The sequence below is a fragment of the Nostoc sp. ATCC 53789 genome (assembly GCF_009873495.1).
Taxonomy (GTDB): Bacteria; Cyanobacteriota; Cyanobacteriia; order Cyanobacteriales; family Nostocaceae; genus Nostoc; species Nostoc muscorum_A.
This window is the reverse complement of record NZ_CP046703.1, coordinates 5,540,759-5,555,554: the sequence shown is the minus strand read 5'-3', so window position 1 is coordinate 5,555,554 and position 14,796 is coordinate 5,540,759. Positions and strand designations below refer to the sequence as shown.

12 protein-coding genes are annotated in these 14,796 nt (G+C 38.7%); all 12 read right to left on the bottom strand.

What is annotated here, in order from left to right; genetic code table 11:
- Positions 1 to 35 precede the first annotated feature (35 nt).
- Complete coding sequence (locus GJB62_RS23045) at positions 36 to 1,244, bottom strand: glycosyltransferase family 4 protein (RefSeq protein ID WP_114081632.1); 1,209 nt, start codon at positions 1,242 to 1,244, stop codon at positions 36 to 38.
- 3 nt (positions 1,245 to 1,247) lie between these two features.
- Positions 1,248 to 2,756 carry a hypothetical protein gene (locus tag GJB62_RS23040; protein ID WP_114081633.1) on the bottom strand — a complete coding sequence of 503 codons (1,509 nt, stop codon included), beginning with the start codon at positions 2,754 to 2,756 and terminating at the stop codon, positions 1,248 to 1,250.
- 5 nt (positions 2,757 to 2,761) lie between these two features.
- The gene (locus GJB62_RS23035) at positions 2,762 to 4,090 is read right to left on the bottom strand and encodes a glycosyltransferase (protein ID WP_114081634.1); all 1,329 of its coding nucleotides are present in this window, start codon (positions 4,088 to 4,090) and stop codon (positions 2,762 to 2,764) included.
- Between the two features lie 13 nt (positions 4,091 to 4,103).
- Positions 4,104 to 4,916, bottom strand: a complete 813-nt coding sequence (locus GJB62_RS23030; protein WP_114081635.1) for an FkbM family methyltransferase — start codon at positions 4,914 to 4,916, stop codon at positions 4,104 to 4,106.
- Positions 4,917 to 4,926: 10 nt separating this feature from the next.
- Positions 4,927 to 5,955, bottom strand: coding sequence for a glycosyltransferase (locus tag GJB62_RS23025; RefSeq protein WP_114081636.1), 1,029 nt, complete (start codon positions 5,953 to 5,955; stop codon positions 4,927 to 4,929).
- 285 nt (positions 5,956 to 6,240) lie between these two features.
- Positions 6,241 to 7,350, bottom strand: coding sequence for a glycosyltransferase (locus GJB62_RS23020; protein WP_114081637.1), 1,110 nt, complete (start codon positions 7,348 to 7,350; stop codon positions 6,241 to 6,243).
- A 65-nt stretch (positions 7,351 to 7,415) separates the two neighbouring features.
- Positions 7,416 to 8,390 (bottom strand): glycosyltransferase family 2 protein, encoded by a 975-nt coding sequence (locus GJB62_RS23015; protein WP_114081638.1) that lies wholly within the window; start codon positions 8,388 to 8,390, stop codon positions 7,416 to 7,418.
- A 125-nt stretch (positions 8,391 to 8,515) separates the two neighbouring features.
- Positions 8,516 to 9,481: a glycosyltransferase family 2 protein gene (locus GJB62_RS23010; protein ID WP_114081639.1), complete on the bottom strand. Its 966-nt coding sequence runs from the start codon at positions 9,479 to 9,481 to the stop codon at positions 8,516 to 8,518.
- 2 nt (positions 9,482 to 9,483) lie between these two features.
- Entirely contained in the window at positions 9,484 to 10,812 is a 1,329-nt protein-coding gene (locus GJB62_RS23005; protein ID WP_114081640.1) for a glycosyltransferase, read from the bottom strand.
- Between the two features lie 26 nt (positions 10,813 to 10,838).
- Positions 10,839 to 12,032 carry a hypothetical protein gene (locus GJB62_RS23000; RefSeq protein WP_114081641.1) on the bottom strand — a complete coding sequence of 398 codons (1,194 nt, stop codon included), beginning with the start codon at positions 12,030 to 12,032 and terminating at the stop codon, positions 10,839 to 10,841.
- Between the two features lie 341 nt (positions 12,033 to 12,373).
- A complete protein-coding gene (locus tag GJB62_RS22995; RefSeq protein WP_114081642.1) occupies positions 12,374 to 13,597 on the bottom strand; it encodes a glycosyltransferase family 4 protein in 1,224 nt (407 codons plus the stop codon).
- A gap of 186 nt (positions 13,598 to 13,783) precedes the next feature.
- Complete coding sequence (locus GJB62_RS22990; RefSeq protein ID WP_114081643.1) at positions 13,784 to 14,758, bottom strand: glycosyltransferase; 975 nt, start codon at positions 14,756 to 14,758, stop codon at positions 13,784 to 13,786.
- Positions 14,759 to 14,796 lie beyond the last annotated feature (38 nt).

Below are 14,796 nucleotides of genomic sequence, written 5' to 3'. Positions count from 1 at the left end.
CAAATTCAGGGTAGGAAACTTTTTAGATAAGGTTTTTATTTATTTAGTTGGAACTTCTCCTTGCTTGGCGCGATAACATATTGAAGCGCCTGTTTTAAACCCTTGCTTGCATGAGTATAGCTGTATTGAGACACAATTTTTTGGCTTTCCTCTCCCCAGCGCCGCAAACGCTGACGATCAGAAAATGCTTCTTGCAGGCTACTGACTAAAGCTGACACATTACCAGCTGTAAATACAAGCCCATTGTGTTTGTCATGAATCAAATCTTGGGCACAACCCACGTGGTTGCTGACAATTACTGGGCGAGATAAACACATTGCTTCGTTAATTGCCAGTCCCCAAGTTTCTGAAGCGCCGTAACTGGGCAACACAACTAAATCAGCAATAGCATAGGTGCGGGGCATCAAGCTTTGATTTTGAAAAGGAGCAAAATAGATATTTGAATGGTGTGCAGCTGCGGTTTTTAAATCTGCTTCTAAAGAACCCGCACCGACAAATAGCAGCGATACTTGAGACAGGTTTGCTGCCAAAAAAGCTTGCAGTAAATCCAAAGGACGTTTTTTGGATTCAAATTTACCTGCAAATAGAATCACTGCATGATCCGATGGGATACCTAATTCTTGCTTCCATATAGTTGCCTGGTGTTTGGCACTCTCAGCTTGAGTAAAAAAGCGATCGTTATCAACAGCATGGGGAGCAAAAAATAGATGATTACTGGGTACACCATGATATTGAAAGTAGCCATAATTAGCTTTACCTACATAAAGGCAAGCAGCAAAACGGCGATAAATCTGGGTAATAAACTGCTGACGCGCCCATGCTTTAATTCCAGTAGGTTGTAGTAGTCGATGGGAATCACCTCTAAATAGCAACGGTATCTCAGATGAATTCCATTTCCAGAGAAATTTATAGATGCTAGCGTAGTTGTAGGTCATCAAGAAGACTGCATCAGGATTATAAGCTTTCACTTGTGAGATTAAAGATGGATTTTGTAACCCCCAAAAATGATGAACTCCTGGTTTATAACTAACATTTGGTACAAACTCGTATTCATATCCATCTAAGAGGGGGATATCCCACTGTAGGGCTTGCTGGAAGCCTGTATCAATCTGATGTGTAACACCGAAGTTCCACAAGTAAAATACCTTAATCTGCAAATCACCAGCACTAGCCAGGTAACGAAACCAAGGTGCGTAGTATTGTATTGGGTGAGATGTGATAATTGCCAGTTTTATCGTATTCATAATTTAATTCATTTGTCCCCCTTGAAAAGCATGTCGTGAAACCCGCTGCTTTTTCATCAAAACTAACGAAATACCAGCAATTGTTGTGCTTGATTGAAATAAAGCAGCAACATATACCCCAGCAGAAAATTCAGATTGGAAGGAGTATGACATCATCAGTACAGCAAACAGAGACTGGAATGATAAAATTGGAGCATTCATACTCCAACGAGTTGCTTTTCCATAAGCTGCACCCAAAATAATAGCCAGTCCTCCACAGCCAATTAATCCAAAATTGGCATAGGATTCAGCTAGCAAACCCCAGCCAATAGTAGTTTTCACACTTTGTTCGTATGTCTGTAGTTTATAGTGTACGTTTAAAATGCTTGTACCTTCGTGAGACCTGATTTTATTAGAGTTTAATATGCGAGGGACTAAAAGTTCTGGTAATATTGCATAGGTCGCTCCGTATAAATAAGGTATTCTATCGGGACTCTTTTCCTGAGCTAAAAGTAGCATTTGGATTACACTAGAACGTTCGACAAAAGAAGCTTTTTCTTCGGAATTACTAGGTAAATTATCTTCACTCTTATTTCTATTTATATAAGTTAGTGAATAGCCTATCCATTCAGAATACCAAGCAGGATAATTCCAGGGTTGAACATAATAAGAGCTATTTTTAGCAAACCAATACTTCGATCTCATCTCGGATTTGCCATAGTGCAAAAAATTCAATAGAACCAGAAGAATGATAATTGATATTATCGGTAGTTTTTTCCGAGAAATAACAAAGGAAATTATAGCGAGCAAAGCGATACTAGAAGCAGAAACAAGCAGCAATGTAACTGTACTTGTCACTAAATTGGCAATTAGAAATAATATAAACAATCTAGCCTGTAATTTTGATAATTCTTTTTTTCCTAATTGATAAGAAAGGACAAAAACACCTAGTGCGGTTAATCCTAAAATCGTACCGCGCACTACAGCAATTGTTCCTGCATTAATAGATTCAAGCCAGCCAGCATTACTATATACATTAAATAAAACACTGGTTATCAATATAAATAAGAAAAAGTTAATGCCTTTACGAATGTTCAAACTCCGATAAAATTTAGGCATTGGAGGAATAGATTTGACAAATCGGAACCAGACTAAGGTTCCTAGCCCTAAAAACCCAGTGACCGTCAGACTAGCAAACAAATGGCTACTGGGAGAGTAAGTAATAACGGTTGGATGATTACTGACAAGTGGTAAGGCATAAGTCCAAAGGAAAGTGAGAGCAAAAAATGGGAAGATAGGCATTCCATGAGCGCGACCTGAACACCAAAGATAGCTAGGTATCAGAGAAGCAATAGTAATCAATACTGCTCCAGCTTTGCTAAGTATAGAGGTATTTTCATTGAAGAAGATTTCAAAAGTAAAAAGCCCTAAAGCGATTATCCAAAATACTCTCAATAGCTGATCTTGTTTCTTCTTTGGGGGGCGAGGAAAGTATTCCCAAGGCTGAGGATTAGACTCAAAGTATCCGTTCATAATGATTAGTTAATTTTGGCAGAAGTAAGACAATTGTCAAATATACTACACTGCTTTTTAGTCATTTCTCTAGCGGTATAAGCTTGAAAAGCAGACCAGTTAGTTTCTGGTTCATAACCTTTTGGGATAGATAATAACCAATTGAGCTGGTCAACTATCTTGGGGAGCAAATCTGCTGGTTTGTTTTGAGAAGTGAAGGTTACAGATTTACCAGCTTGGCAACTCTGTAATATATTGACTACAGAACTTTGCTGGTGAAAAATTGCCAGAACGGGTTTGCGGGCTAGAATGCAAGGATAGAGTTTAGAAGCGGTATAGTCTGGGTCATCAGAACCAATCATTAGAATAGCATCGCTATCGACAAGAACTTGTAGCGCTTCAAAGTAAGGAATACGATGGACATGTTCTCGAACTAAGTCGGCAACACCTAATTCTTGAGCAATCGGCTCTACGGTTTTGACAGCGCGATTTCCTGGTGCATAACTAGTACCTACAAAATGTAATTCAACTGCTTGCCATTTTTCAGGGTGATGGTGACGCTCTGACTGGATGCCGAGAAATAGAGTGCGTAATGACAAAGCCATATCATCACCACCTCGACCTACGTAAACCCAATGACGTTTACCATCATGAGGATTAAATATTTTTTGTTGAATATTGAGGTAGGGTAGTTGCTCAAAATCAGGCTCAGGCGCACCAAAGGGTAAAACAGTAAATTGTTCTGAAAGCAAATGTGGATATCGCTGTTGTAGAGTTTTTGGATAGGCTGGTGATACGCTAATGACATGACTGACTTTGCTCATAGCTCTGGGTTCGAGCAGTTTTGCTTGGAGTTGAGAAAATCCATATTTCCAGCGTCCCCCTGGTGGAGGTGTGCCTGTCTGTTTGTAGTAATCGCTTAACCAGGGATCTTGAAAGTCCAAGACGTAAGGTATGCGGAAGCGGCGATACCATCGGGTACCCAGAGCCATTGTGATAAATACAGTTGTTGAAAAGTATATTAAATCAAATTTTGTTTGCTGAAGTAAGCGATCGCCAGCTTTGAGTAAATAGGGAAAACTTCGTATACCCAGGCTACCTAGGCCAATACGCTGAGTTTGTTGCAGAGGTAATGCCTTTGTATAAGTTACAGGGATGCGATCGGGAATTGTTTTTGCTAGTAGAGAGTCTTGAATACCTGCAACATAGTCTGGTTGAACCGTGAGAACGTGAGCTTCCCAACCAAATTGTTCCATGTAGGGTAGAGACATTCTTACCCGTTGATGATCAGGGGCATTAATGGGCGGGAAGTGGGGACTGATGATTAAAACTTTACGCTTTAAACTAGGATACATTGCATATTACAATTTAATTAGGCAGGAAAAGTCCGTTAGTATGACTTGGCAATTGACTTGGAGAATATATTTTACCTCGTGAGTCAAACAGGTAACAGCTATAGCCAAACTGAGTAAGATAATCTCGAATTCGCTGCCCATTTTCATCTATCATCTCTGCGTAAATAGCTTTTATCCGTTGCTCCTTTAAAAATGCTTCTGCACCCTGTAAGGCTGAAATTTCATAACCTTCTACATCCAACTTCCACAAATCTACTGTTGTAATAGAACGTGCAGCTAATTCGTCTTCTAGACGTACTATCTGAATTTTTTCACCTTCAGTTTCAGATATTTGGCTCCAAGCACCATGTCCCAAGCTATCTCCAATATGGTTGAGACGTAATTGAGCCAGAGATGCACCAAGTCCTGCCTTAATTATTTCTACGGGCAGTGTGGTGTTAATTGCTAAACATTCTTTTAGCCAGTTGCCTGCTTCAGTACCGGGTTCAAATGCTAGTATTTTACCTTGCGGTAGCCACTGAGCTAAGTACATTAACATTTGGCCGATATTTGCACCTGAGTCTACAACAATACCATCGCTAGGGAGAAATTTTTTCGCCCAGTTTAGAAATGCTGCTCCTTCATATTTGCCATAAACAATCCAGCGATGGGTGGAATTTGTCAAATCAAGCTTCCAGGGAATTCCTGCTCCGGTTTCCACCCAACAAATGCCTTTTAATGCGATCGCCTCACCAAACAATCGTTCGCAAATTCCCAATTTATGTTTAAAATCCAGCGCTTGTATCCAAGTTAGAGGTAAAGGTAAAGAAATTGTTTCTATGCTCATCTTCTTTTAACTAAAACAAAAGGTTATGATAAAGTTTTTCGTACTGATCTAAAATAACAGAAGCTGAAAAATGTTTTTCAGCCCGTTGACGACATTGATAACGATCAATATTTAGTAATTGGTTAACAGCAACAACTGCTTCGTCAATACTGTTAATTAAGTAACCGTCAATACCTTGACGCACAATCTCTGGCAATGCACCTCTAGGACATGAAATTACCGGAGTACCACAAGCCAAGGCTTCAGCAAAAACAATACCAAAAGGTTCTTCCCATTCAATTGGTACAATCATGGCAGCAGCTTGTCCCAATAGATCATTTTTCTGAGCATCGTTGACAGGCCCAACATACTCAATTCCATCTTTTCCTAGGTGAGGGAGAATTTGTTGTTGCCAGTATTGACCTGCTTCCCCAGTTGTGGCGTGATTACCAGCAATGATTAAGTTGCATCCGGTTTTTTTAGCAATAGCGATCGCATTATGCGCTCCTTTAATCTGCTCTACTCTGCCGAGAAATACCAATGGTGCATCGGGAGCTACCTTTGGTTGGAAAGTGTATTTTTCTAGTTCCACACAGTTGTGGATGGTATGCCAAACTCCCCCGGCAGTTCGTCCGATGCTACAAATATAATCACTACAACCTGTAAAAGTTAGAGAACCCTTAGCAAGCTTTGTACCCCAGCGAGTGGTGCGATGGTTGGGATCTCGCTGATAAGACATCACCTTGGGGAGGCTAGATGATAACAGAGGTAATAAATAGAGGATGCGAGAGAAACTATGGATAATGTCGGGCTGAAACTTCTTTACTGCTGACCCTAGGGTGATTGTATTCTGCAACGCATCAAATTTGTTTTGCGATCGCTTCCCCGGCCAAGGAAAGAATTGAGTTACTTTTGAGGTTGAGTCAGGGTGAGCAACTAGTCCCACGGTGTTACCACGAGTTTGTAATCCTGTAACCAATAAATCAACAATGCGCTCAATACCACCATACAATTTTGGTGGTACTGGTAGTTCAGGATCGGCAGTGAGTAGAATACGCATTTTAGGTTGCCCAACGCTTATCAGATATTAGAGAACTATGACGTGGTACAAAAATGAAACCCGCAGAAATATCTACACCTGTTGACAACCTCTTGAATTTACAAACTATCCATCCTCTTTTATAGATTTGATTTTTAATTTCTTCTTTTAATGATGTTAAAAAATTATTCATAACTTTAGATAATGACTAGGGTTTTTACGAGCATCTGTCACGCATTAAAATTGTAAGATGATCGCTATGAAGCCATTGCTGTTAGGGACTCAGCCCAAAAATTAAAATGCCGATTAGCTTATTTTGTTCAAAGCTAGTTTAGCTAGTGCAGCGACATCAAGAACAGAAGGAGATGTTTCTGAGGCTAGGATTAGTTTTTGTCTGACTAAAGATATATCATATTCTGAGTCCTTGCCACATAAATAAGAAGAATACTCGTTTATTGCATCGAATCTAATCACATTGCCTTTTTGCCATGTGTATCCTCTACAACCTACTTCAGTGGTTAGGACAGGTATTTGCCACTCCAGCGCATCGGCTAGCTTAGTGCTACAGCCGCGAGACCATATAAATAAAGGATGAATGAACCATGTCCAAGTTGATGCTTCATTTTTAAGGTCTTCGTTATCAAGGCGACCTAGATATTTAACGAAATGAAACCGCTCTTCTAAATATTTGCCCAGTTGTTTTGAACTACTGACTATTCTGATAGTTCCTTCAAAATCTTTCCTATTTTGCAAGTTAGTCAATATACTTAGCAGTCCTTCATAGTTTGGTTGATGATCTAATGTGCCAACAAACCCTGCACGACCAGCAATCGGTCTCCAGTCTAGAGGCTTTGGTGAAATAATTCGAGGCAGCCAACTTACGGACTTTGCGCCTAGCCAACGCTCAAATGCGACTTCTTGCTCACTTAATGTAAATACATGATCTATATGTTGCCTAAGTTGCATCTCATCAAGAATTGTATTAGCTAGGTGCGATCGCTTCCTTGAAGATATTGAAGTCTGATTCTGCGCTGCCAGAAAATCATCGACAAACTGCGCCCCATGAGATAACAAGACAATCTTGACATCTGGTACGGCACTTTTTAAGTATGGTGCAATACATAACGCATCCACTTGATTGAGAAATACGTAAGGAATATGTTTTGATTGAACTTGTGCAATTAAGGCATCAATAAAAGATTGCGGAATGCGATTATAAAAGCTCGATGGTTTAAGTTTGCGGAAAATTCTCGCCTGCCATCGGCGATCTATTTCATACGCTAAAACTTCTAAGCTCCAGCCTGCCGCTTCAATAACTTCTTGATATTCCTTTGTGCAGCGCTGTACTCCACCAAAAGCACTATTAACATAGACGGAAAAAGTTACAAAAAGACCTTTCTTTGTTTTGTCTGACAAGTGATTTCCTCTTTTTTATAGCAATTAAAATTATAAAAATGACTACACTGGAGTTAATAAACTATTCAATAATTTATTTGATAGCGATATCGATAGTAAAATCTTTGCAAATTCATTGCAGCCTTCCAACCAAAAATATCTCTCAAGACTCTAAATAGTGAGCCACCGTCTGGCTTGAGATCACAACCGCCAAGTTCAGTAATTTTCTTCTCTGCATATTGCACTAACTCTGGTAAACGATGATAAGCAATAAAAACAAAGTACTGCCAAGCGCAAGCAGTGGCATAACGTGTGCGATCGCTATTTTCAACACTTAATAATCGTTCTGTACTGAGTCGAATGACTTCATATTGAGACCACAAGGCTTTTTCAGAGCGTTGTCCACTCAAGCTAGGGTTTCCTGAGCGATAGTACCATTTAGCTTCAGGGCAAAAAACTAAGCGCCTACTGGCAAGTACGGCTCTTGTAAAATATTCCATGTCATTATTCAGTGTTAGTTCCTCATGCCATAAGCCAGTCTTGTCAATAATTTCTCGTGGATATAGCCAAGAGCTTGGGGGCATTGTTCCGTGACCTGTCCAACATTCCACCAGCCAAGCGATGGGATCATCAAAGTCGCACCAGTCGTTGTTGGGTACAAATTTAGCGGTTGACAAATCATTTTGATAAAATCTTGCCCAGGGTGCGATCGCCAGAGTACCGCTAGGTTCTTCTAAAAGACGCTTAATTTGTACTTCAATTTTTTGTGGTTCTAAAATGTCATCAGCATCAAGGTATTGAATAAAGTCACCCTTTGCTTCTGCCAAACATCTATTTAAAGCAGCCGTTTGTCCTTTATTTTGACCTTGAGAAATCACTTTTACACCCTTTGATTCATAGCTTTTAGCTATCGCCAAGCTGTCATCTTTAGAGCCATCATCAACTAATATTATTTCTAGATTTCGCCAAGTTTGATTTAGAGCTGAGTCTAAAGTTTCTCGCAGATATGGCTCGGCATTGTAAACAGGTATGAGTATTGAGACTAATGGACTTATTGACATTTTAATTGTTATTTGTAGCCAATTCTAAAGAGCGAAATGCTGATTCCTGACTGATTCTTGAGCATTACCTACTAAAACTATTAGATAGCCCGTAAAATCTTGCCCATCCACATCCAGCAACAAATTTAGAGTCTCTCAGACCCAGTGATTATTTGCTGGCGAAGCTGTGGCTTAAGGAATCTGATTAACCATTCTCTAAAGCGAATGGCAAAATAAGGATTAAAATTACACAATAGCCGGAATAAACCACTTAAATGATTAGGAGTTTTACTGTGGAGGGAGAAAGCTAGATTCACACAGCTATCAGCAGTGTTCCAGTCTAAATAAGCAGCAGAAACTCCAGCAATTCCCCAAAGTTTTTGAGAAATTTCATTAGAGTATTCCCCTTTGAGAGATTCAGATACCTTCCGCATAACATGAAATTGTGCTTGGGCACATTTAATTTGGTTAGCAGAGGACATAGAATTAGCTCGATAGTAATTAATGATTGTAGTTGTCGGTTCAGCCGCAAATTTTAAACCTGCGATCGCCATCCGACAGTGAAATGCTACATCCTCATTGTAAAGTACTAATGGATCAGTGTCATAACCACCCGCTTGCAAGTATGCCGAACGACGATATAAACCACAAAAGGGATTAATTTGTTTTTGAATAGTGTATGCGATCGGATCTCGTCTCAATTCAGCATCATCAAACTTGTAAATGCCGAGCAACTCTCCAGTATCATCCCGTCGCCATTCATAATTGAATAGCACAACATCTGGCGGATTCTCTAACGCCATCCATTGATGAGCTTGTTCTACAAAATTAGGATATAAAGCATCATCGGCATCATGAAAATGAATCCACTCACAAGTTGTTTGCGCTGCTAAGACATTCTTACCATGAGAACAACCACGATTGATCTCACCTCTAATCACCTTTGCCCCAAACTCTGCGGCAATTTTTCCTGTTTCATCTGTACTGCAATCGTCGTACACCCATATTTCATCAAATTGGATTGTTTGAGCTAAAGCAGACTTAAGTAATCGAGGTAAGTAAGCTGTAGCATTGTATGCAGGAATACATAGTGCTAAAGAAGGATGGCTCATGGCTAGCGTTTTACCAATTTTTTAAGACTGCGTTCTAGCAAATAGTTTGCTAACTCCCGTAAAGGTAGGTAATCTAAAAATGCTAAAGGTTTTTCTAAAGGTTTTTGAGGGGAAACAGCTTCAATTAACCAAGAGTTGGGGGAAATGGAATATCTGCCATGTTTAATCAGTTTCTCATAAACTTCTAGTCTTTGTTGAGCAATAAGTTTGGGATTAAGGAAAGTTTGTATAGTCTCTTGAGCAGCTTTGCCAATTTTTTCTTGCTTTCCTTGACTCCAACTCAGTAAGATATCCAACCTATTGGCTAAACTTTGGGCATCGCCTGCTGTGAACGTTAGCCCATTTACTTCATCAGTAATCAAATCTGCTGCACCAGCACCTAGGGAACACAATACAGTCTGTCCTTGTGCCATTCCTTCTACACATGTGTAGTTAAATACGTCCCAAATAGACGGTACAATTATAAACTTTGCCATTGCTTGAAGTTGGCGAGTTTCTTCTGGTGAGAAAGTGCCGAGTGGCTGTGCCTTGTTTCCCCAAATATCGGGATAAGTCTGGGCAAGATAAGCAGCCATAGAAGTGTTGGAATCACGATAAGTTGTATCACGACCAATCCAATCTATTATTGGTGCTTTTTCTCCTAATAATCGCAAAGCTTCACAAACAATTGTTGTGCCTTTCCAGTATTGAATCCTTCCTACTACTAAACCATGAGCAGATTTTTTGAATGGTTGAATATTAGGTACAAGCGGCATAGCGGGAGGAATATAGCTAACATCTCTCCCAATTAGTTGTTTCCAGGCTTGAGCATTAGATTGACTGTAGGTCTGTAATTGGTCTGCAACTGAGAGTAAGTTTACTTCTAATAAGCGAACTAAATTGCCTTGCAGTTGGCTATCAACTTGGGGATCATAAAAATCTATTTGACCAATACTGGCGTGAAGTTGCACAACAGTAGGCGGACTTTCTGGTGATATTATCCAGGGAGCAAACAGCATACCCCAATCTGTTGTTTCCACTAAGTCATAACCCTGACCTTTATTTACCTGTTCCCAAGCAGTCCAAGCTGCTGCTAAATGGCGTTGAAATTCTGGGATGGCTTGGTAACGGTTGAACTTGTATAAATTGGACGAGATTAAGTTGTCATTTAAAAACTCAACGTTAACACCATCTTTCTGATAACTTGGCAATTTGGATGTAAAGGCACTTCCTACTAAAACATCAACTTGATGACCCTGAGCAACAATCTCTGGCAATGTGTTGCTATAAAAAGTAGCAATACCACCCCCAGAATGGGGAGGATATTCAGGGATGATAAAAAGTAGCCTCATAAATTAATTTAACTTCCAGAAATAAACTAGTTGATTGATTGTTTTACTAACCCATTAATTTTGCTAATTACTGCAAGTTCTGATTCAAACTGAGACTGAATAAGTTCAGGATTGAACTCCCATTGAGAAACTCTTTGACACTGGTTGGCCATCTTAGTCCATTTTTCTTTTTCTGTTAGCTCATAGAGAATTTCTAAAAGCATTTCTTCATCCATATTTGTCAGATAGCTATCCCACTTATGCCTGATTGCCCAATTTCCTAAAGCAGTATCTAACGGTGCAAGGATAATAGCTGGTAAACCTAGATGAGAAAACTCAACTAACTTGCTAGGAAAACAAGTAGCGGCCCAAGGGTGTTCAGCAAGATCAAGAGGATAAGGTACCAATATACAACTAGCTTTTTCCGCCAAAAAATTTATAACTTCTACATTAGTAGCGAATAGTTCTCGATGCTCTATATTTGGGCAATTATTGATTAAATCTGGTATACCCGGCCGATTTAGAGGAGTAACGAGTAGCAAAGTACCGTTAATTTTTTCAAGCAAGGAAGCAATTTTATAAAAACTAGATACTTGGCTGGGATAAATACTACCTGCATAAGCAACAACAGGAGAAGTTTTAAATTTATCTTTCCACTCCACGAATTTTTGTTGCCTTCCTTCAGGAATGGGAAGAAGAATACTGACTTTACTAGTATCCATAATATTATAGGTATTAGCAAGTTCTGATGATACTGGCCAAACTCTTGTAGCTTGATTAAGCACAGCCTGCCAATTCCGTTTAATCCAATGATACTCTAATTCAGATTTTGCCCAAAGCTCTTCTTGATCATGAACAATTACCGACAATGGAACTTGCCAAATTTTAGAGAGATAGGCAGCAAACACAGAATAAATATCATGAAGAACAGTAACAATTGCTGTTGGGCGTTCTCTTAAAAAAATCTTTTCACACTCCATCTGCCAACACAAAAATCTAGTTTCAAGTAATCTTGGTATTTGACGACGATAAGGAGGCCACCACCATCTACGCATTGGTATAGAAAGAAGCTGCCATGAATCAGGCATATTTGTATCAGCAAAAGATTCCTCTGGTGCAACGATAGATATTTGCCAACTGCTTGGCAGCCGCTTTAGATGACGATCAATAATAATAAGGCTACCAGGTCCTTGTTTTGGAGCGCTACCTAGTGAAACAAGAATGTGTTGATGCTGTTTCATAAATAAAATAATTGAGTAAATTTCACAGTCAATTATCTTGCTGTGGTGGGAATAATTGAATGTTTTTTGGGAATGTAAAAATTATACAAATATCGATTTGATAACTCACAAATACTACTAGCTTGTCTAGACTAAAATGTTATTATAAAACCTTTTGATAGGCGTTCCTTAATGTTTTTCATCTAAATCTAATGTGAATTAGAGCTAACCGATTCCTCCTCAAAAACTGCATAAAGATGTTGGACATTGCCTAGTAGAAATATGAATTGAGGTCATCTACTGTGCAATGTCCAGACTGTGAGTCTACGAAAATTCGTAAGAACGGAAACGCCCTCTTTTGCTTATGGCGATTGCAACACCTGTTGGTATAGCTCAATGTATCTTTTTGTTTGCAGTTCCAGGGTATACTCTTGAAGTGCGATCGCTCGACAATTTTCACTCATTTTGTGCCGTTGCTCTTTGTCTACTAGTAATTGGACAATACCATTACAAAAATCTTGTGTATCTTCTGGTTGAGCTAAATAACCAGTTATTCCTGGACGGACTAAATCAGGTACACCACCAACTTTGAAAGAAACCATTGGCGTACCACATGCCATACTCTCTTGCAGTACCAAGGGTAAATTATCCGCACGAGTGGGGAAGATAAACACATCAGCCGCAGAGTAGGCTATTGACTTCATGCGATCGCCACTTACATATCCCAGGTTTAAAGTTGGTATTCCCACTACTTCAAGAACTTTTTCGCCTCCACTACCCAAAGTTAGTAATAATGTTTCCGCTTTTAACGCTTTAGGTAAAGTTTGGATCGCTTGCACAAGTAAATCCCCACCTTTACGAGAATCCTGTAAGCCATCTGCACAAAACATGATAACTTTTTTCTCGGCAGGAATACCTAAAATATTTTTACATTTGTCTTTATCTAAAGGTTGATAAGCATCAGTGTCAAGACCATACGGTATGTGATAAATTGAAAATCGGTTAAACATACTCTTTTTTGCCTGCTCAGTCAGCCATTGACTAGGAGTCACTATCGTGAGATTAGACTTACTGTAAACCCAGTCTTTCAGTTGCCATTCTAGACGAGTATTATCTCTTGCTATCTCTGGATAAGTTTCAGGGTAGGGACATTGACCACAACCTTGTTGCCAGCGATCGCAATCGTAACTATAGGCGCAATGTCCGGTAAAGCTCCACATATCATGGAGGGTAAAAATAGCAGGTTTACTTTTGGTTAATCCAGGAATACCTAAATAATTAAAATACCCTGTGTGCAGGTTGTGGAAATTAATAATATCAGCTTGTTCATAAAAATCATGCTTCCAGATGTCAAACGTGCTTAGTAAATGGAGGTAATTTAATCCTAAGCGCCTAGTCAAACGCAATAATTGGTTTTCTACACGATACTTATGACCTACGGCAGCAACAAGGTTACTATCAGTTTTAACTTTGCCAACTAACAGTTTTGAGTTAACACCTTGTTGCAATAAACCTTGATGAAGGCGATAGCCTGCGATCGCCGCACCGCCACCAATATCGGATTGATTAATATGCAGGACATTCATATATTTGATTGGATTATAGTTTTGTTTCGTAACTTTGATTGATGTGACGCGATCGCTAATTATTTTGATTTTTCCTACCAGGAAACACGAATTAATATCTTGAGCTAGACAGCCTTTGCTATTTTAAAAAAATAATAGCAATATAAGGCTATTGACTTATAATGTCTTTTCACTAAATAGAATTTTTTAAATTATTTTTTCAGATACTACTTTACTTATAAAAGTATACTTTACTTTTTTTAAAATTTTGTATAAAGCTGGAAGATAGATATTCATTAAAAACGAAGTTTTTAATGATAGATCGCTTAACATAAGATTGTTTAAAAAGTCTTGTAATAAAAATTTATTTAGAAATTTGCGAGCATTTTTTCTATCATCATTTTGCATATAATCTATACATAATAATTTATAATTTTCGGATATGACTCTTCTTATTTTATTCTGGTATTTAGAGTCTAGATAGTTTTCGATGTAATGATATGCTTTCAAGATTTCCAAGCGCATTTCTATTTGAGTTCTCCAAGACCAATTCCCATTAGGATGAATTCTATATACATTCATGGTTTCATTGATGTATCCAATATTTCCGTGCTGAGCAAGTAAAATTTGCAATATCCAATCAACAAAGTTTATATCGTACATCCAGTCTGGAAATTCTTCTATAAAACCCTGTCGAAACACTATTGAAGCAAATGACATAATGTTTGAGCTAAGTATATCTTCAAGAGTAAAAGTATTTTTCCAATTTTCTGGAGGCATAAAGCACTTTGTACTGCCATCCTGATAAAGATATAAGGCATTATGAAAACAGATTGTATAGTCAGTATGTGTATCTAAAAAATCTACTTGTTTTTGTAGTTTGTCCGGAGAAGTCCAGTAATCATCTCCTTCAAGAAGCGCTATATATTTACCTCGGCACGCTTTAAAAGTTTGAATGAAATTATCATGCATTCCCAAATTTTTCTCAGGCAGTAACAAGCGGATTTTCTCTGGATGTTCTTGTTGATATCCAATGAGAATATCTCGCGTATTATCTGTAGAGCAGTCTTCGCCAATCACAATCTCATAGTCAAAATCAACTTGCTGTATCAGAACACTATCTAGCGCCTGAGTAATGAATTTTTCATGATTGTAGGCGAGTATTAATACACTTAGTTTCATAGGAATACTGTCTAAATAATGTTGACTCAAACAAATTG

What these genes read in the sequence shown, in the direction of transcription:
- GJB62_RS23010 (WP_114081639.1), bottom strand. Translation starts at nt 9,481, where the DNA reads ATGAGCCATCCTTCTTTAGCACTATGTATTCCTGCATACAATGCTACA.
- GJB62_RS23025 (WP_114081636.1), bottom strand. Translation starts at nt 5,955, where the DNA reads ATGCGTATTCTACTCACTGCCGATCCTGAACTACCAGTACCACCAAAA.
- GJB62_RS23040 (WP_114081633.1), bottom strand. Translation starts at nt 2,756, where the DNA reads ATGAACGGATACTTTGAGTCTAATCCTCAGCCTTGGGAATACTTTCCT.
- GJB62_RS23045 (WP_114081632.1), bottom strand. Translation starts at nt 1,244, where the DNA reads ATGAATACGATAAAACTGGCAATTATCACATCTCACCCAATACAATAC.
- GJB62_RS23030 (WP_114081635.1), bottom strand. Translation starts at nt 4,916, where the DNA reads ATGAGCATAGAAACAATTTCTTTACCTTTACCTCTAACTTGGATACAA.
- GJB62_RS23000 (WP_114081641.1), bottom strand. Translation starts at nt 12,032, where the DNA reads ATGAAACAGCATCAACACATTCTTGTTTCACTAGGTAGCGCTCCAAAA.
- GJB62_RS23035 (WP_114081634.1), bottom strand. Translation starts at nt 4,090, where the DNA reads ATGTATCCTAGTTTAAAGCGTAAAGTTTTAATCATCAGTCCCCACTTC.
- GJB62_RS23015 (WP_114081638.1), bottom strand. Translation starts at nt 8,390, where the DNA reads ATGTCAATAAGTCCATTAGTCTCAATACTCATACCTGTTTACAATGCC.
- GJB62_RS22990 (WP_114081643.1), bottom strand. Translation starts at nt 14,758, where the DNA reads ATGAAACTAAGTGTATTAATACTCGCCTACAATCATGAAAAATTCATT.
- GJB62_RS23005 (WP_114081640.1), bottom strand. Translation starts at nt 10,812, where the DNA reads ATGAGGCTACTTTTTATCATCCCTGAATATCCTCCCCATTCTGGGGGT.
- GJB62_RS22995 (WP_114081642.1), bottom strand. Translation starts at nt 13,597, where the DNA reads ATGAATGTCCTGCATATTAATCAATCCGATATTGGTGGCGGTGCGGCG.